Origin of the sequence: Tunturiibacter gelidiferens, from assembly GCF_051013345.1 — a bacterium.
Classification (GTDB): domain Bacteria; phylum Acidobacteriota; class Terriglobia; order Terriglobales; family Acidobacteriaceae; genus Edaphobacter; species Edaphobacter gelidiferens_A.
In genome coordinates this window covers 1,641,229-1,660,066 of the sequence record NZ_CP132939.1, presented here as the reverse complement: position 1 = coordinate 1,660,066, position 18,838 = coordinate 1,641,229, and the positions used below count along the sequence as shown (strand labels likewise).

16 protein-coding genes are annotated in these 18,838 nt (G+C 52.2%); 6 read left to right on the top strand and 10 right to left on the bottom strand.

What is annotated here, in order from left to right; genetic code table 11:
• The first annotated feature begins 130 nt into the window (after window positions 1-130).
• Window positions 131-2,152 carry a right-handed parallel beta-helix repeat-containing protein gene (locus RBB80_RS08180; protein WP_433967729.1) on the top strand — a complete coding sequence of 674 codons (2,022 nt, stop codon included), beginning with the start codon at window positions 131-133 and terminating at the stop codon, window positions 2,150-2,152.
• Between the two features lie 86 nt (window positions 2,153-2,238).
• Window positions 2,239-2,805 carry a GDSL-type esterase/lipase family protein gene (locus tag RBB80_RS08175; RefSeq protein ID WP_433967727.1) on the top strand — a complete coding sequence of 189 codons (567 nt, stop codon included), beginning with the start codon at window positions 2,239-2,241 and terminating at the stop codon, window positions 2,803-2,805.
• Between the two features lie 356 nt (window positions 2,806-3,161).
• Here RBB80_RS08175 and RBB80_RS08170 read toward each other — a convergent pair whose 3' ends face one another.
• The 6 genes from RBB80_RS08170 to RBB80_RS08145 form a co-directional block, all read right to left on the bottom strand.
• The gene (locus tag RBB80_RS08170; protein ID WP_433967725.1) at window positions 3,162-4,334 is read right to left on the bottom strand and encodes a GumC family protein; all 1,173 of its coding nucleotides are present in this window, start codon (window positions 4,332-4,334) and stop codon (window positions 3,162-3,164) included.
• A 1,570-nt stretch (window positions 4,335-5,904) separates the two neighbouring features.
• Window positions 5,905-6,768, bottom strand: coding sequence for a glycosyltransferase family 2 protein (locus RBB80_RS08165; RefSeq protein WP_433969572.1), 864 nt, complete (start codon window positions 6,766-6,768; stop codon window positions 5,905-5,907).
• A 124-nt stretch (window positions 6,769-6,892) separates the two neighbouring features.
• Entirely contained in the window at window positions 6,893-7,771 is an 879-nt protein-coding gene (locus RBB80_RS08160) for a glycosyltransferase family 2 protein (protein ID WP_433967723.1), read from the bottom strand.
• Complete coding sequence (locus RBB80_RS08155) at window positions 7,758-8,891, bottom strand: NAD-dependent epimerase/dehydratase family protein (RefSeq protein ID WP_433967720.1); 1,134 nt, start codon at window positions 8,889-8,891, stop codon at window positions 7,758-7,760. The genes RBB80_RS08160 and RBB80_RS08155 overlap by 14 nt, the downstream gene beginning before the upstream one ends.
• A gap of 177 nt (window positions 8,892-9,068) precedes the next feature.
• Window positions 9,069-9,653, bottom strand: a complete 585-nt coding sequence (locus tag RBB80_RS08150; RefSeq protein ID WP_433967718.1) for an acyltransferase — start codon at window positions 9,651-9,653, stop codon at window positions 9,069-9,071.
• Complete coding sequence (locus RBB80_RS08145) at window positions 9,650-10,270, bottom strand: glycosyltransferase family 9 protein (protein ID WP_433969571.1); 621 nt, start codon at window positions 10,268-10,270, stop codon at window positions 9,650-9,652. The genes RBB80_RS08150 and RBB80_RS08145 overlap by 4 nt, the downstream gene beginning before the upstream one ends.
• 1,211 nt (window positions 10,271-11,481) lie before the next feature.
• Between RBB80_RS08145 and RBB80_RS08140 the strand changes: the two genes are divergently transcribed.
• The 3 genes from RBB80_RS08140 (at window position 11,482) to RBB80_RS08130 (ending at window position 14,391) form a co-directional block, all read left to right on the top strand.
• Window positions 11,482-12,045, top strand: a complete 564-nt coding sequence (locus RBB80_RS08140) for a TylF/MycF/NovP-related O-methyltransferase (RefSeq protein WP_433967716.1) — start codon at window positions 11,482-11,484, stop codon at window positions 12,043-12,045.
• A 135-nt stretch (window positions 12,046-12,180) separates the two neighbouring features.
• On the top strand, window positions 12,181-13,611 hold the full coding sequence (locus RBB80_RS08135) for a lipopolysaccharide biosynthesis protein (protein ID WP_433967714.1): 1,431 nt from the start codon (window positions 12,181-12,183) through the stop codon (window positions 13,609-13,611).
• 39 nt (window positions 13,612-13,650) lie between these two features.
• Window positions 13,651-14,391, top strand: coding sequence for a hypothetical protein (locus RBB80_RS08130; protein WP_433967712.1), 741 nt, complete (start codon window positions 13,651-13,653; stop codon window positions 14,389-14,391).
• A 260-nt stretch (window positions 14,392-14,651) separates the two neighbouring features.
• On the opposite strand, the gene RBB80_RS08125 is transcribed toward RBB80_RS08130, so the two are convergent.
• Together RBB80_RS08125 and RBB80_RS08120 are read right to left on the bottom strand one after the other, a co-directional pair.
• Window positions 14,652-15,440 (bottom strand): GDSL-type esterase/lipase family protein, encoded by a 789-nt coding sequence (locus RBB80_RS08125; RefSeq protein WP_433967710.1) that lies wholly within the window; start codon window positions 15,438-15,440, stop codon window positions 14,652-14,654.
• Between the two features lie 173 nt (window positions 15,441-15,613).
• The gene (locus RBB80_RS08120) at window positions 15,614-15,982 is read right to left on the bottom strand and encodes a hypothetical protein (RefSeq protein ID WP_433967708.1); all 369 of its coding nucleotides are present in this window, start codon (window positions 15,980-15,982) and stop codon (window positions 15,614-15,616) included.
• 1 nt (window position 15,983) lies between these two features.
• Here RBB80_RS08120 and RBB80_RS08115 point away from each other — a divergent pair, with 1 nt between their 5' ends.
• Entirely contained in the window at window positions 15,984-16,208 is a 225-nt protein-coding gene (locus tag RBB80_RS08115; protein ID WP_433967706.1) for a hypothetical protein, read from the top strand.
• Here RBB80_RS08115 and RBB80_RS08110 read toward each other — a convergent pair.
• Window positions 16,171-16,950: an FG-GAP-like repeat-containing protein gene (locus tag RBB80_RS08110; RefSeq protein ID WP_433967704.1), complete on the bottom strand. Its 780-nt coding sequence runs from the start codon at window positions 16,948-16,950 to the stop codon at window positions 16,171-16,173. The two genes, RBB80_RS08115 and RBB80_RS08110, sit on opposite strands and share 38 nt — an antisense overlap.
• A gap of 163 nt (window positions 16,951-17,113) precedes the next feature.
• Window positions 17,114-17,992 (bottom strand): FG-GAP-like repeat-containing protein, encoded by an 879-nt coding sequence (locus RBB80_RS08105; RefSeq protein ID WP_433967702.1) that lies wholly within the window; start codon window positions 17,990-17,992, stop codon window positions 17,114-17,116.
• Between the last annotated feature and the right edge of the window lie 846 nt (window positions 17,993-18,838).

Below are 18,838 nucleotides of genomic sequence, written 5' to 3'. Positions count from 1 at the left end.
TCGCTCCTTTATATTTGGGGTATTCCCTGCCTACGGTTGTGAAAAATGCTTAAAAGAGATCTGACGGTTCGGGAACACCTGAAGACGATCCAATCGGACGGCGGCCCGCTCCTGCACTAAGAATAAGGACATGAAACAGCTATTTCTGTGCATCATTCTCAGTGCTTTACCTCTACGTGCACAGACCGTGACGATCGATGCTCACGTCGGCGGAGAGATGGGCGAGAAGATCACCAACGCTGCGAACAGCGTTATTTGCTTGAACGGCTGCACCATCAACGTACCGCCCGGCGTTTACGCTCTGACAACTACCGCCAAGCTCCCCAACGGCCGGAAAAACATCAAGCTCATTGGAACTGGAGCCATTCTGACAGGCAATGTTTCGCTGAATACGATGATTTCCGCGCAGGGGAACAACGGCGAAGTCAGAGGCTTCACTTTCCACACGAATGGTTCGAATTACGGCATCGTGGCAAGCGATGGATACGGGCAGATCATTGCTGCGAATCATTTCAGTGGTCCGGCGGGCGTTTACATTGCTGTGAGCGGTTCACCAGGCGGCCTCAGGGCAACTAACAACGACTTCAATGGCGTGACAGGATGCGCATCTCAAGGCGATATCACTGTTTTCTTATCGGCGCATTTCGCGGTGACGAACAACACGGCGCAGAACACCTGCGGCTTCGCAATTCAGACGACGGCATCGCAGCACGGCATAATCTCGCACAACACCATCCAGCAAACGACATTTCGCTCTAGCCTTACGGCGAACGGTTCGCAAACGTCGTTTGTCTTCAATTGGGCACCTAGTCCAAGGATTCAACGCGTATGGGTACAAAAAGACGATATTGCTGACAATGCTCCGGTTGTAACTTACACTGATGCCACACATACAACCGTGACATATTCGAAGGCTCCTCCGAGAGGCAGCATCATTACGGCGCTGGGGTGGACGGCTTTGGAAAACATCCAAGTGAATTCGCAGAGCTGGGATATCACGGTCTCGAACAACGTAATCAACGGCTCTGGGGATTCTGGGATCGACATCGTTAGCGATTTTCATGGGACCGTCAATAGCGCTGCGCAGACAACGACTGCATCGCGGGTGACGTATACATTCCCCGCTAGGAACGCCCTCTCCGGGACGCCTGTAGCGGTCCTCAACGAGCGCATACTCACAGCCGGTGAAGCCACGATCGCCAAGTCAGGGAGCAACTTTGTCGTGACGCTCGCTTCCCAAGCACGGCTTGGCGATTCGTTGGCGGTTTGGGATTTCGTACTCAACTTTCCGGCGTCCATTGCGACCGACTACCCTGGTACGATCACCGTGCACGGCAACACCGTCAAGAGCGTCGCGGCGGCGTGTATTGCACCGGAAATCGCGGCGTCTGATGTCGTCATCGAGGGGAACGTTCTTGAGGACTGCGGCATCGGCGTCTCAACCCCTGCGTATTCCGCTGGGATCTTCACAGGCGGCGCTTCTCCTCTCGTCATCCGAGACAACGTTATCCATAATACTCACCCTATCGCGCGTGCGGGCATATCGGTGCAAAACATCGCAGATGACACGGGCTCTGCAGAAAAGCTCGTCAAGATTCGAGGAAATTCGTGCGTCGGAAGTTTTTCTAGCGGGTGCATCTTCATTCCAACGCTATTAGGGTATCGACAGCAATCAATCGACATTCAGGACGGGCAGGATGTCCCCTACCCTCAGCAACCCGACTTCGATTCCACGTTTACGAATACCCCCGCCAACACCGATCAAATCCAGTACGCGCAGACTGGCGGAGGGGCTCAGTACGACACTGCCACAAAGATGAGCGGCACCGCTTCAGCTAAGATCCCGGCCGGGACATCGCTGCAGATCTTCGTACGAGATACGGCATTCTTCAATCAGTCCATTGCGAAGGTTAAGTTTTGGGCAAAGCGAACAGGGACAAAAGGCAGTCCGCGCGTGATGTTAGTCACAAACCTGGCGAGCAGAACGTATTTTCAGATCGTCCCAATCACCAATACAGACTGGCGGGAGTTCAGCTTTTACACTAGCTTTGCGGGACTTGACACCAACTTACTCCGCCTGGATTGCGAAGCTAAGGATGGCCAACTGAATATCCAGAACGTCCGATTCTCCAAGCGAGCGATTCCAAGGTAGCCATAATCGATAGGACTGAAAGTAGGTGTCAACCATTCCTCGTGGTAATGGTATCTTCATCCACATCTAGAGTTAGGAGATCGAAGGTGAGCGTAATTCGGTTTCTTTTGAGTGCAATGCTGGCGACTACGCCAACGTCTTGTGGGTCTGGACCTGCGTTCCCGTTCAATGACTCTTTGAACGCTACAACGGCATTCATGGGCGATTCGATTACGCAATTCTGGCGGTTGCCTGACCACAACTTGGGAATATCGGGTCAGACAACTGCGCAGATGTTAGATCGATTTAATGCAGATGTTTTAGGCCACGGTTTCAAGCGCGTTGTGATCCTTGGAGGCACGAATGACTTAAGTTTTCACCAGAGTCTTTCGAATGTGTCGCTGAATCTGGACGCGATGGCCGCAATGGCACAAGGTTCCGGCATCGAAGTAGTACTATGCGCACTACCGCCGATTTCCGGACAAAATCTCAGTGACCAAGTAACATATGCGAATAAAGAGATTGCGGCTTTAGCTCGATCGAGAGGTTACCAGCTCGTAGACTATTTCACGCCGATGGCGGGCCATCCTGAGTATTTCATTGATGAAGTGCATCTGGATAAACTTGGCTACTCCGTTATGGAGACAACTTTATCAAGGGTGGTCACCAAGTAACCAAGAGGTGGCGAGAATTCATCGATCGCTTGCCCAGCATGGAATGCCTCAGCAATGCGTTGCCTTGTCAGACGGCGCCGGTAGCGGGTACAGATGGGGCGGATTATCATCCTGGCGAGGAAGTGGCCGTAAATGCGACTTTGCGGGAGCCACGCGACCGATTGGATCTGGGGTCTTCATGGTCTTTGCGGTGGCAATGAAGAAAGCTTTGTGAGTAAATGACAGCGATCACAGAACTCAGTCGCCCACGGTGTCCTCATTACTGCGTAATAGTGACGGTCAATTGGCCAACTTTCGAGACACCATTTGTTCGCTCACCAACTGCTCCGACGTATATCTTAGTTTCTGGACAGGTTCTAAGCGTTCTTACCGGACCTAAGAGATGCGAAAAACGCGGCAAAACGCTCGTGCAGCAGAACCCAGCCGCTACCTGCCAGACATCCGAGAATTAATCCACCTAGCATCATTAACATCCGCGGCGGAAAAGACTTAGCATCTGGATAGGACGCGATGTCAAGGACCTGCAACAACGGAGCTTCGCGGGCTTCGTCAATGCGCGCTGCTTCGTACTGCCTGGAAAGCATCTCGAAGAGAACTTCGTGATACTTCACCTCTCGCGACTTGCGCACATAATCCAATGCCAAAGCTGGAAACTTGGCAGTCGGAATAGCCCCTCCTCCACTCTTGCCAGAACCGGTCTGAAGCCGGGAGAGTTGCCCCTCCAGGTCTGCAATTTCACTCTGAAGCCTAATAAGTTGTGGATTCTGTTCGGTAGCGGATTGACGAAGAGCACTCAGCTCAACTTGCCGCATCGCGATCTGGGCGCGGGTCTCGGCAATGATCTGGATCTCGGAGGCGCTCTGGCCCACAGGAGCAATCAGGCCGGATGTCTCCTGAGTCTTCTTGAGTTCGACCTCCGCATCTGCCAGGTCATCCTTCTCCTTGGCGAGTTGCTGTCCGAAGAAAAGCCTACGCTGAGAAGACTCGCTGAGAGCCAGACGCCCGTTCGTCTCCCTTAACACATCAAGATAGGCATTTGTCATATCTTGGGCTCGCGCCGGGCTCTTGTCCGTCACGCTGATGGTGACGATAGAATCTTTTATGCCGATATCAAAATCCGAGTTAGAAGCAAGACGCTTCTCCGCCTCGCTTTCCTTTTTCACACGGTAAACACTCTTCAGGTCAAAACGCTTTACAAGTTTGCTTCCGACTGACCGGCTCTTGAGAATTCCGACATAAAGGTCACTAGGACTCTTTATCCCTCCCATGAGACTGCCTGCGCCAAGACCGGAAAGCTGAGAGAGTTGTCCCGCAAGCGCAGACGCAGTTGAACTGCTATTCGTGGTAGGTGGAATGAATGAACCTTTCGAGGTATACCGGGGAGGGATAAGGAATGCCGCGCTCGTAGCAATCGCGAATACGGCTACTGTCGTAACAAGGATCGTTCTCCTACCTTCATATAAGGAATTCAAGAGTGAGGCGAGATCAATCGAATTCTCTTCCTCATCGGACGCCAGCGGTCCGTCCATATGAGTTTCCACACTTCCTGCTCGATGTACTTCGTCAACCATTGCAAGTCCCTTTCTGTCTTGTTTTCAGTAGCTTACTTGACGGCATATGACAAACGCATCGCAAGCAAGCAGGATGAAATATGCGACCTCCATTTGACTCAAATCGCAGTTCAATCAAGTTGAGGGATATGAAGGATACCTGGAATTTGAGACCCTGAGTCATCGCACGGGTGCCACTGCGGCGGATAGCGAAGGCCGAGGTCCTTGATTTCTATTACTATCGTTGCCTTTTTGTCGCAGGATAAGGGTGAACCAACCGATCTGAGCAAGCATTGGCAGAGAAAGAAATAGATTGTAAAACACGCTGAATACTAGGCATTGTGCGAGAACTGCGAAAACGAGCTGAGATCGCAAGTCAGGCTTGTACCAGAACCACTGACAGGCACTTGCTGTAACTAAGCTGAAGAGGAACACCGCAAGCAAGCCAAAATCTTGTGCTGGGCCCAAGTAGGCCGTGGAGACATTCAATCGGGACTCAACCAGTTCCCCCGTCATTGCTTCTGCCGCGACGCTCGCATCACCATAGACATAATTGCGGATAACAGTTGGGAGGAGTATTGATAGTGTGTGCGGCAATAGCGGGTTAGCCTCTGGTCTTCTGGATAGCATGGAATAGGCAAGATTATTGAGCGGAGTCGTTGCGTAGATATAGACCCACAAGATCCCAGATGGAAGCCATTGAGGGTAGTGCGAGGTGGGTTGGGCAATCTCGCGAAATCTATCGACACCGGTTCGCTGGTCTCCAACCCAACCGAAGAGCAGAAGGGCTAGGATCCCATAAGCCCCAATCCTCATAAGAGTCTTCGTGCGAATAGGCCGAATTAGGAGCAAGAGAATCAAACATGCGACAAGGCTAAAGAGTAAGGTGCCCCGAGTAACCAACGCCATCCACCAAAGTATAGAAAAAAAGGCACTTTTAGATGTCGCCTCTCCCGGGTAAACAGATAAAGGCCAACACGGCAGAGGGTCAACGCCAAAAGCAGTGAGTTGACCAGACCATGCACCGATGGCAATCCATAGTCAAAATACGTCTTTCCTGGGTTAGTAAAAAGCCAGACGACGGGGAGGCCACCACTGACAGCGGTTTCAAATACAGCTGCCAATATCCAGACACGCCATAGAAACGTGAGTCTTTTTTCCATTACCACTATTTGTGTCTTTGTGAGTGGCACTAATTTGTACCGTCGCCGAAGCGATCGAGGCCGCCATAAAGCAGATCCGAGCGCAACCAACGGAAAAGGCGTCCAGATCGCCAGAACTAACGGGAGTAATTGGACAACAGAGAACCGAAGCAAAGCACTTAGATGAAGCGCATAGAAGACCGTCAACATCCCCCACAAGCCAGTAGCGATGGTCAGGGGATGGACCAAAGGATTCCGTTTCGATGAAAGTAATGGTGGAGGCAGTCTTCCTTCCGTCGTACTCATCACGGGGTCCTCATGATCCTCTCGGAAGGGCATTAGCAGACACTCACTAGATGAGCGCTGTCGCATTTGTAGTTCAGCATAGAGCAATATTGCCGGGCTAGTCACCGAGACTGCTTATATGGAAGCCAGTTTGTAGCCATCTCGAAGCCCTGTCGAAGGCTGAGTTGCTTCAATTGATATTGCTCTTGATTATATTGTCTCAGAAGCTTCCGTATTAGATATACAAGCGATAGGCCGGCGACGTATGGAAACGCAAGGAGTCGTCCAAGAAACTTAGAGAGCATATATATCCGATTCCGCGTCCCCATCCGCACCGAAAACTCCGACTCAGCGCCACCTGTCAGCGAACTGACCTTGTGCAACAGTTTGGCATTCGGCAGCAGGAAGAGGCGCTGATTCGCCTTTAAGCAGCGCAACATAAAGTCGGTATCATCGTGGTAAACAAAGTAGCGTTCGTCCATGAAACCAACCTGATCGAAGACGGAACGCTTGAACAGAACGCAACAAGTCGGCGCATGTTCGATACGACGTGCTTTGTTGAATTGCCCAACATCCTCGACGCCATCATTTAGATGAATACAGCGATAGCCCAACATTGGCTGAAACTTGCCACCGGCTGCCCAAATCACGTTAGGGCGATCATAGTAGTACATCAAGGGCGCAGTCATCTGGCAGGCATTGGCCGTGAGCCCTTCGATTAACCGGGCGAAAAGCTGAGAATCGAATTCGACATCATTGTTCAACAGCAGAATGTGTTCGCAACCAGCATTCAAGGCTGCATAAATACCTTGATTATTTCCAGCAGCGACACCGACGTTTTTCTCGTTTGCAATCACCGTAAAACGGTCACCTTGAGCGCGACACTGAGCGACCGAGTCGTCGTTAGATACATTATCAATAGCCCAAACATGGAAATCTTTGAACTCCTGCTGCTGAAGCGAGGAAAAAAACCTGGCAGTACCGATGAACTATTGAAAAGAACCGTTACGACCCCGATGCTTCGCGTCATTGCTTTCCTCGACGATGCTCTTGAGAAGCCTGCCGTTGTTGGTTCAATCAGTTGCCCGGCCGCGAGTTCCTCGAAATCCCTCACACATCGAGCCATCGGACCAGTACATACTTCAACAAACCAACCACCAGGAACAGAGAATGATTCTTGAAACACATTTTTACCTCGTTCCTAGCCGATAAAAGACGGGCGTTGCGTGACACCGTCGTTCGATTCTGCCAACCGCGACAATGGTATCCGAGCAGCCCCGGATGATGCACAATGTCCCAACCGGCGCGCCGAACTCGCCAGGAAACGTCGGTATCATCTTTGTACATAAAGAAACTTTCATCGAAAAGTTGATCCCCGCCTTCCACTACCGCATCCATCGCCTCGCGTCGGCCCATGGCTACAGCAGTACAAAGCCAGGGAATCTTGTTTGGCCTCGTATAGTGTTTGAGTGACTCGGCAGATTTCGTTTGATCTCGTTCTTCGAAGAACCCATACCAGTTTCGCACCACGCCAGTAGTATCGATCACGTCCATCGGTTGATGCGTCTCGATGTCGTAGCGAAGCAGCGATGGCGTTACCATTCCGATTCTTGCCTCGCCTTCCATAAAGGCCACGGCCTTCTCGATAAAGTCAGGGGCGGGAAAAGCGTCCGGATTGAGGAACAATATATAATCAAATCCTCTCACTCGGCGCCATCCGATATTATTTCCAACACAGACGCCTACATTCTTCTCGCGCAAGATTTCAACCGGCATAGAATACGCACCCGCTCGCTCAAGAAACTCCGGCTGCGTCGACCCGGAATCAACTATCACCACCAAGTCCGCACTGTAAGTCTGAGCATTCAGCGCGGCAATGTATTCATCAAAAAAGCGATCACTATTATAGGTGACAGTTACAACCCCTACAGTGGCTTTCCTTACCGCTGCGTCAACCTTCCGCGAGATTGTCGATTCAGGCGCGGCCATGGAGCAGACCCCTGTCTTTCATCTCTTCAAGCGAGCGCTCATAGCCACTGAGTTCCGGCTCGCTTTCTTCGGCCCATGCAAGAAAGCTGCGCAAACCGTCCTCAAACTTGACCCGCGGCTCAAATCCAAGCATCGCTCTAGCGCGTTCCAGGTCCGCCATCCCGTGGCGGATATCACCTTCTCGGAACGCACCGGTGACCTGGACCTTTGATTTGCCCCCGAAGTAACGATTCACCGCCTGCGCCACCTGCATCACGCTGGTGCGCTCATTCGAACCGACATTGACCGCGTACGACCGCTTTTCCGGGCTGTTGACGCAAGCGACCGTCGCACGCACGACATCGTCGATATAGACGAAATCGCGGCTCTCCTCACCATCCTCGAAGACGTTGATGTCCGCGCCCACTCGAGCCAGATTGGAAAAGATGGCGAGAATGCCGGTATAAGGGTTCTTCAACGACTGTCCGGGACCATACACGTTCTGATAACGCAGTGCGAAGGATGGGATACCGAAAACCTCTCCGAACAGCAGCGTCATCTGCTCCTGTACCTGCTTAGTAAGCCCATAAAACGACGAAGGCTGAAATGGAGCCGTCTCCGGCGTTGGGACGGAGAGGCAAATGACGGCGCATACCGGGCACACGGGATCAAAGAGACCGTTCCTTTTTTCCGAACTCACACGCGGCTGCGGATACACCTGCCCATGTTGCGGGCACTGGTACGCACCCTCACCATAGATGGCGCGCGAGGAGGCGACGACGATCCGCTCCACGCCGTGATCGGCCTTTCTTCCGAGCAGGTCGTACAACAGCGCCGTTCCCGCCAGGTTCACCTGCTCGTACTTTGCAACCTCATACATCGATTGCCCCGTCCCGGTCTCGGCCGCCAAGTTAACAATAACCTCGTGACCGGGCAGCGTAGAAGCCCAGACCTTACGATCCCGGACGTCGCCGCGGACTAGACGCACGCTCTGGCGGAGATCTGCAGTCAGTTCTGTGTTGCTGCCGTGAATTTGTGGGTTGAAATTATCCAACACCGTGACCGAGTGTCCCTGCTGCAGAAGAGATCGCGCGAGGCAGCTTCCGATGAAACCCGCTCCTCCGGTAATAAGTATATTCAAGCGCCTACCGCCATTTTCTCCGCCATATCATGAAGATTGTCGAATTCACTGCCATCTTCTAACATAAACCAACATCAAATATCCGCAGATTTAAACTGCAAGAAACACGTTTATCACCAGATTCTGCAGTATAAATAATTGCTTTAGCGAACTTTCGTCTGGAGCAACCAGCTCGACCTACTCCAATTCTTCCTTTGCAGACACCCACCGCCCGAGTGTCTGAGAATAGCGTTTTAGGATACGTGCAGGAGATCCGCCGATCATGGAATAGGCAGGAAAGGATCGCGTCACGGTCGAATTCGCCGCGACTACGCAATGTTCGCCTAGTGTCACTCCGGGCATCACTGCCACGCGGAAACCAAGAAAGCAACTTCGTCCAATTACCACAGGACCTTTACTGATCAGGGATTGTTCCATGATCAAGCCAGCCCGAGGGTCCATACCGTGGACCTCATCGGTCAAATAAACATATTCGCTCAGAACGCAGCCATCGCCAACCGAGATGCGATCGATTGCTGTGAAATAGGCATGACCGCCAATATAAACGTCGTCGCCAATCTCAATGGTAGGCATGTATCTGACACCGGCGTATTCCGTAATTGCCTGAATATACAGCCCTCCCCCAATAGAAGTTCTCTTGCCGATCCGAACCCGTTTTCGTCCGGAAATCGAATAAGGACGTTGTATATAAGACCGTTCGCCGAAGGCCACCCCCGACGGCCTGTAGAGCAACTCTTTCACCGACTCTTTGATAAACCTCATAAAGTCGGATCTCCGCATACAGACTTATCTCGCATCTTTTCCCCTGCAGATACGCGATTTGCATTTACTTCGGCGCTTATTGAGGCTAGCACCTGATCGCTGGACACCTGCAGGATGCAGTGAGCCTTGTCATGCTGACACATCGGCGAGCAGGGTTCAACAGGCGCAACGGGCTGCAGCACCTGTACCCGATTGCCGGCTGGCCTGAACCGCGTAGGTGAGTTAGGGTGATCCACCGTACAGGAAGACGGAAAAGGGCTGATCACAACAGTGAAGATGCCTAGCCCACCCGCAATGTGAGCAGGACCGGAGTCGTTACCCAGAAAAATTTCTGCGGCAGCAATAATGTCAAGTATCTGTAGCGAGTCTGTCTTGCCTGCCATCGAGAGCGCACTTTCACCAATTGCATTGCTCAACGCTTCGCAGCACCCAATATCCGCCGGGCCGCCGATTACAATCGTCCTCAGACCATAACGCTGATAGACAGCCCGTCCAATTTCCGCGAAGCGGGCGATCGGCCACATCCGTCGAGGATTGGTGGCCCCGGGAGAAATCACAGCATACCTTCCTACCACAGGCGCGGATATAGCCTCCCCGCGGATCTTACGCTGTTCCACGATGGTGCGAAGAGCGCGAATCGGATGTTGCGGAGTGTCTGGATCAACTGCAGCCACTGATTCTAAACCGCAGCGGCCCAATAACCGCGTATACCTCAACGATTCATGCTCGCCCGCCCCGCCAGTTGCAACAACTGTATAGAAGCGATCCACCTCAGTCGAGCCACCATCCGCCCCCCGAATACCCGCAGCGGATCGGAGCGCTTGTGAGATAGGCTAGATAGCCGGAAAAGAAGGAATCGGCTGAATCCCATCGGGGAGCGATCGTCAAATCATACGCGGTATCGGCAATCTCTTTTCTGAAAAGCTTGGTCGCATTGCATATCTCCGCGTAGTCGGCGAAGCCTGGTTTGCGAATCCTAGATCGTGCCAGCCGAAAAGTCCGATGCACATACGGAATAGCATTAACAACGGCTCCCATGGATGAGCCAACGGCGACGTCTATCTGGGCTTCAGGCCAGCGACGGTGTACGCGCTCGAGCAGAGTGAGAGAAAGTATGAGATCGCCGACGCTGTGGTATGGGAACGAGAAAAAATGCGCCTAATATCCGCTGGCGATTGCACACGCCCTTGCGGCAGGAAACGCAACATGCGGAGCACGGCGACATGTGCCACCAAGAGACGAGGTGAAACTCCTGCTCTGACCACACGCCCTAAAGTAGCTTTCAACATTGTGGTACACCCGTGCATCGTCGCAAATGCGCCTTCCATAAGCCGGCGTGTTCGGCCAGAGGCCACTGACGTGGCGCTGTAATCTTTAAGGAAGCGTTGCTGCGCACTAGGATCAGTTTAGTACACCTTGCATAATATACAGCGGACGACGTAAGCATTTCCTTCATATATAGTTGCAGTAAGTCCGGCAATGAAAGACAAGACAACAACAGCTGCGCTACACTAACAATGAAACCGTACAAAAGATCGGGCAGACCACAGCGAATGCGCTTGTGAATTATGCTTGGTGTACGTGAGATCGTCCGACTACGTGGATATTCTTATATGAAGAAAAGAACCTTTGCCGAAATCAAGTTGTCGGTTATGAGGCGACTTCGGCCGTGGCCGTTCTCGATAGGGATTACCAGCCTCTGGCCGGGCACGATCCTCGCTTACGAGCCTGATCGCTACTCCGAAAACCTACCCAAGTATCAGAGAGAGCCCGGACTGAGATCGAGCATAGATCCCCGCTCATTTTATGCCGGCAACCGTACCAATAATTGTGGCGATACCGTACGTCTCAACTTTCTCAGTCTTGTATGCGACCAACTCATCAAAGAGGGGTTCGCGGATCGATCGCTGAACTGGGAGTGTACAAGGGCAACACGGCCTTTCTGCTCGCAGAGTTGGCGCGGTTCTTCGACACGACGGCATACCTTCTGGATACATATGAAGGCTTTCTGGACGAGGACATGGTTGGGGAAGCTAAACCGTGGCACAACTTCTCGGATACCTCGCTCGAATCCGTCCGCTCTTTGGTCGGAGAAAAGAATGTGAGCTTTATTGAGGGCCGCTTTCCGGGAACCGCAAATGCGATACCTGACGCGGAGCGTTTCTGCCTGGTGAATCTCGATTGTGACCTCTACGCACCCTTTTCGGCAGGTCTTCAATACTTCTACCCTCGGCTGTTGCCCGGTGGCTTTCTCATCATGCATGACTATTCGAGTCTTCACTGGCCGCTCGTCGAGAAGGCTGTCGACGAATTCTTTGCGGACAAGCCAGAACGTCCAATTCTGATTCCCGACAAATCGGGCACAGCAGTGGTTCGCAAATCTGTTTCCTAAAGAACAGAATCCAAGGCAGATAGAATAGAAGTCAATGACCATTCGGGGCAACTTAGATGTTGTTGTGGCAGGGCATTTCGTTCGAATGGGTGTTTCATTCAATTGCGAGTCTCAAGAGAGAGATATTAACCTTCGATGATTCATGCGTTCCACGCCAAGCTAAAAGATGACCCGCGGCTGGCTCGCGTACTCAAAGGGGGTGTCGGGAGTTGGGGGAAGGCGACGGCTGTTCTGGTAAATGCTGTCAGTCTGCCAATTGCAATTCGTTATCTTGGCCCGGAACAATATGGGTTCTGGGTAACGATTAGCACCACGATCATGGTGTTGGCAGTGCTCGATCTGGGCATTGCGAATACGTTGACGAATTATATCTCGCGAGCTTATGCCGAACGCTCGGATGAGATGGCGAGACGCTACTATGCCACAGCCTTCTGGGCAACATGTGCGGTCGCTACGGCTCTTGGACTCTTGGGGGCTCTGAGCTGGCCTCTTATCGATTGGGGCAAGCTCTTCGGATTGCGCGATCCGGCGGTTGCGCTACAGGCTGGAATGTGTGCAGCCATCTCATTCGGCTATGTTCTTCTCACTCTGCCTCTGGGCCTTGCGAATAAGGTGATGGGTGGGTATCAGCGTGTGCCAGTTGCAAATGCGTTTGCGATGCTTAGCAGCGCGCTTAGCCTGGTTGCTATCGTAGTAGTGGTACGGATACATGGCACAGTAGTTGATCTGATGATCGCTTATTGCGCCGCAATGCTGACTGGAACCATTCTTCTGAATCTGTGGATGGCACTTCGTCATGAACCACGCATTCGTCCGACGCTGCGAAGCGTGCATCTGGGCGTAGTCCGCGAGATTATGAGTCACGGAATGCTGTTTTTCGTTCTTCAGATCGCTGGGCTCGCCGTCTTCAATACGGATAATCTCATTATTGCGCACTTCCTGGGGGCCGAACAGGTGACTCCATACGCGGTCACCTGGAGGCTCGTAGGGTATGCCTCGGTACTGCAATCTCTCCTGGTGCCGTCGCTTTGGCCGGCGTTTTCCGAAGCGTATGTAAGCCATGACCTCGCCTGGATTCGCACAGCTTACCACCGAATCATGCGTGCTACGGTATTGACAGTCATTCCCGCTGCGCTGGTTCTTGGTTTTGCGGGTCGTTGGGTCATCGGTGTATGGGCTGGTAAGGCGGCTGTTCCCGGTTCTGTTCTTTTATGGGGCATGTGTTTCTGGATAGTTCTGCTGTCGATTACAGTCAACCAAGGGGCTTTGCTGGCGGCGACCCAGCATATCCGATTGCAGGCCATCTACTCAAGCCTCGCGGCGGTCCTGAATCTTATCCTCTCTATCGTTTTGGTGCAGCATCTTGGAGCGACTGGGGTTCTGTTGGGAACGATCATCTCTTACCTAGTGTTCATTGTTTTTCCAGCAACATGGCAGATACGACAAATTTTACAGGGTCGGTATCTACACGCAAATTCAATTCATGGTAAGCAGGAGGTTCAAGCTGATGTCATCGAATCCGTGGACGTTTCGCCAGTTCTGCCCGAAGATGCTTACTTCAAGTAAGACCCAAATGTTTTCGCCTAATGTATAACTTTTAAAAAGATGACACTTCTAACTGAAAAACTTAAGGCAGCTCTCTGGCAGGCATACGGCGCCGTGAATAGTCCCGCGGAATGGGATGGAAACATATATGGCGGAGGCAAGTTAAGCCAACGATTCTGGGAATACCATCAAGCCATTGAGTTGCTTGACCTGACCCCGGACTCCGTCGTGCTGGATATCGGTGGAGGCTCACCAATTACAGGGGCAGGATTTTTTACGACAGTAATCGCCCCTTACGTCAAAGAAGTGCATGTGTTGGATGTGAACGTTGGGGAAGGAAGAGGTTGTCTTCCTAACATCATCTTTCATCGTAACCTAGGAAGTTATGAATCACTTGCGCAATTGTTGAAACAAAATCCACAGATAACCCATATCGCTTCTGTCTCAGTGTTCGAACATATTCCGGATGAAATCCGCCGCGGCATGACGAAAGCAATCAACGAGTTTTTCAAAGGCGATATTTTTGTCACAACCCTCGAGTATCATGCGCGCAGTTGTTTTTTTGAATATCAATTGACTGTGAAAACGCTGTCTGAGTTATTCGCTCCTCTTGATCGGTTTTATCCTGAAAGAATCCTCCAATCCCCGGTTTTGGGGGAAGTTGCGTACCAAGAAACCAGCTTGGTACGCAAAGTGATACGCCGCTTGTTTCCCAGTTGGAGATTGAGTAAGTTCTATGGCACCCCACTGTGGTATCCACTGGCGTTGCGATTTAAAGGCACACCTAGAATGTCCAATTGATGGTGGAGTGCCCGGCACTCCAGTAGCCTGTGGGTCGCCGACCAAATAACGTCGGATGGAATCCCTCGTCAGCAACGCTTGATCAGCGTCTCGCCGATGCCCATATCAAGCCGGCCTTTCCTACGCGGCCCACACGAGAAAGCTGGATGAACAGCGTTGTTGCCTATCACCCGCACTACGTCTAGGGCTTGCTGGATTTTCGCTCTGGCAGCCCATCTTGGACCAGCTAGCGATTTGGACCTCCCCCGATCCGACTTGATTCATTGGTCTAATGCGGATTCAACGAGCGGCTGCATTAAGGCATAGCCTGCGGCAACGGGATGAATCCCATCCAGCGTTAGCCCGGCAGCATAGTGAAGGCCTTCAGCATTGGTCAGTGCTGTGTGATAGTCCACTAAAGTAACGCCCTCTTCCACGGCGAAAGTCTTGATCCATGAATTTAGCTGCGCGATGCGGTCGTAACGCTTTTGTGAAACGTCGGAGATAGATAAACCGCATTTCGGGCGGTCAGAGCAGCCCCATGGTGGGATTGTCCCGATGACAACCTTAATTTTGTTTCGCTTGGCTGTCTCAAGCATATACAGAATGTTAGAGCAGGTCTCCGGGAGAGACTTGAGTGCCGCAGGTCCTGGAGGGGTGGTCGCAGTAGCCCTATCGCGGGCAAAGGGATCACAGAGTTTCCAACCAGGCGAAACATCATTCGTCCCTATGACAATATGGACAGTACCGGGATGGAGATCGACGACATCGCGCTGATAGCGATCCGCAAGTTGTGTGGATGTCTCGCCGGATATCCCTTTATTGATCCAGTTATTGTGCGCTGTGAAGTCGGCCTGCTCACCCCAAATCGCCGTTATCGAATCACCGACAAAGACGACGGTCTCGTTTAGAGGGGTCGTTGTTGGCTGAATAGCAGAAGCGACAGGGAACCCCGAAGGAACTAGACCACTACAAGCCTGAAGAATCAGACAGAGTGGCAGAAAGAAAATAAATCTAACCCGTTTCATTTTGATGCTTCTAGAATAGACCCGCGACAGCAGGTATTTCATACAAAAGGCTCCTGTTCGCCTTTAGCGGCCCCTGGGGGCACCGCTACCCAAGACATTTGGAGGCGAAACTCCATTTGACGGCATGCTACTAGGGGGTACAGGAGAAGAACTCATCTGCGACTACGCAAGCCTCAACGCTGCAGTACCTCGATAGGCTCCTCTCTCTGACACCCTCAATTTGAGACGGTAACGCTCAAGACAGTCGTCACCGATGTCCCGGACGAGCCCGAAGAGATCGCATTCACCGTAACGTTGCTCGTTCCAGCAGGTGTTATGTGTGTTACAGGTGGCGGAGGCGTCGACGAAGTACCACCGTTACTGCCACTACAGCCCAGAACCAATGTCGCCGCAAGCGCAACCGTCCCCGCAAAGAACAACAACATTCGATATCGGCCTCCATTGAAAGACAACCACCGCCCTCTTCGCGTAAACCCCATACCAACAAAAGGGACAAAGCCGAACAACAGCCCAAACGAAATCGTTGCACTTCGCAAAGTACGCAGCGGAACCTGATTCGCGGCGGTCTGAACGTTTGTCGCCATCGTGAACGTCGTAGTGACGGATCCATTGCTTGGCGTTACCGAGGAGGGTGAAAAACTGCATGTGCTATTTGCAGGCAGGCCAGAGCAGCTGAACGTCACCGCGCTGTTGAATCCGTTTTGCGGCGTCACGCTCAAAGTAGCTGTACCGGTCATTCCTGCAAGAATGCTCAAAATCGAAGGATTCGCAGCTAAAGTAAAGGTGGGGGCGGCGGTGGAGGTGTCTTAACTGCCTGTTGCGTTAGGATGTTCGAAGTATTGGAGGCGTAGTTCGAATCTCCGGAATAAGTCGCGACCAGCTGATGAACACCCTGGCCATAGATCGTTGTCGTAAAAGGAATGTTGGAATCGTAAGTCGCGTTCCCCTGTGAACTCGCCGAGAGAACATAAATCATCCCGTCGAGTAGAGGGTTGAACCCTGCTATATCGGCTAGTCCGTCATGATTGAAGTCGGCAACCGCAAACAGGTCCCCCGTAGTGTTTCTTGTATTCGGTGGAAGGCTATTGACGACTCCCGGCTGATAGGTCCCATCTCCGTTTCCGGCAAAAACCACGAAGGACCCCGGGTCATTGTCGAATACATTAATCTTGGGAATCACGATGTCTTGCAGACCGTCCCCGGTCACGTCGCCAACACGGACTCGACCCCCACTCGGATATAGAACGGTGAAAGGGTATATAACCTCGGGAAGAAACGTACCGTCACCGTTGCCTAACATCAGGCCGATCGAACCGTTATTGGTCGAATCGTAATAAGTCACAACCAGATCGGTGACCCCATTGCCGCGGGACTGCACAGCCGCCAAGCCATAAGTGCCGATGTCTGACGCTGCCGGATAGGAGCCTGAGGGCATAAATGTCCCGTCACCCTTTCCCAGCATGATCTGCACCGAAAATGTGATAGGCGTTGTTGAGGAATTCGTATTTTCGGAGGCGTAATCTGCAATTCCATCGCCATTAAAGTCCTGCACAACGACGGGTGTTCCTACACCGCTGCTGGTGATTGGACCACCAAATGTTCCGTCTCCTTTGCCTGGAAAAATATAATAACCAGAAGACGGGGAACACTAGAACCAAAGCCTCCAGAGTTGTAGGCGGCCCCGAAATCTGGTATGCCGTCTCCATTGAAATCCGCTATAACAGGGTTATGTAAGATCGACTGCGAAGGAGACGTGAACAATATTTGATTGGCTCCAAACGTCCCGTCTCCAAGACCAAGATCAACAATAATCTGTTGGTACCCGCCCTCCCCTCCGGTAAGGCGTTGGCGTTATAACCCTCAAGACTCACAACGTCGGGAACCCCATCTCCGTTAAAGTCCGCCACAAGGACTAGCGGCGAATCGCTAAGCGATCCATAAGTTCCGGGAATCAGCGTCCCGGCTTGAAACGTTCCGTCACCCTTATTCAAATACGGCCGAACTTGCAGATTCGCGGTGGAGGAATCTGCCGACAGAAGGTCCGGAAGGCCATCCCCATTAAGATCTACCGCCTGAATTCCAAATGACTTTATGGGGATCGTCAATATAGGCGAGAAACCGTTGCTAAAGCTTGCTGGGTTCACCGAAACAGTTCCCAGGCTTGTGCCGGTAGTTTGATCGGAAAATACAACGGAACCTGTAGGTTTCGGTATCCCGGAAGCAGCCAACGTAGCAGTGAATAACGTCCCGCCCGACGCTGCTTGGTCTGTCAACGTCAGTACCGTCGTTTTCGCTACATTTGTCCCCGATCCTGTAACAGTAACCGTTTGGCTTGTCGAAGTGCTGGAAGCCAGAGTCGCCGTCGGAAGAAATGTAGCGACAATCGAGTGTGTCCCCACACTGAGAGCCATCTTCATGTTCGCTGTGCCCACGGCATATCCGTGCACGGCGTTGCGGACCACCTGAACCGAGCCGAGATACAGCTTGCCATCAAAAAAGTTAACCGTCCCGACCGTGACCGGCTGCCCTCCAGCCTGCACCGACGCAGTCAACGTGGCAATCTGTTGCGCAGCAATGGAATTAGATGGAGTCACCGCCAGAGTCGTTGTCGTTGCTGTCGCTGTCTGCGACAAGGACGGCAAGCACGAAAACAAGGCAAATAAAAGTACCACCAACCCGGATACGCCTTTTCTACGCGGCCCCCAGGAGAAAATATCAGACCATACCATAAAAGAATCCTTCCTTGCTCTGCTTGGTACAGAAGATTGAAAACTAGGTTCTACCACATATGGGCCCCGCAATGGCTCAATTGGTGATCTTAATACCGAGGTAACAGAGACTCCTGCAGGCCTTGACTGTATTGCCGTGATGCTACTCCTTCGAATGAGCCATCCATCGCAAACTGGCTCTTTCGAAACGTCGGCGGACCCGAATCGGCTGCCGCAACAATCTCAATCTGAAGACCGACAATGGTCCCGAGCCCAGAACGACGACCTCACCCTCCACACGCTACTCCTCGTCGTCTTTTCTTTGGCCACCTTCAATTTGGTCCTCCACCAGCCCTCTAGATCATTTGACACGCACATCCAACCCAGAATGGCGGAATTTCTCGAACAGTGCCTCCACAATTTGATTCGCACCCGATTGCACCGACTGTTGCGGAGTTGCCAGGTCTCGTAGGATCTCGCCCTTGGCGATCACGCGCAACTGCTCCGTAGCTGACGAAGGTCGTCAGAACTTTTTCACGTCCGAGGTTCTGGCTCCATGCCTTAAATTCTAAGGTTATTTACACAAATCTTGGCCGAGCCGGACAAGTGTGTTTCGGAAGCTGTGCGGGTTGAAATATGGCAGACCAGCCCCACAAAGCGTCGCGAAATATCGAGCGAATGGGCGAGGCGCTGTTCCAGCGCGCCCGGTCCAAACCTGAGACTTCAAACAGG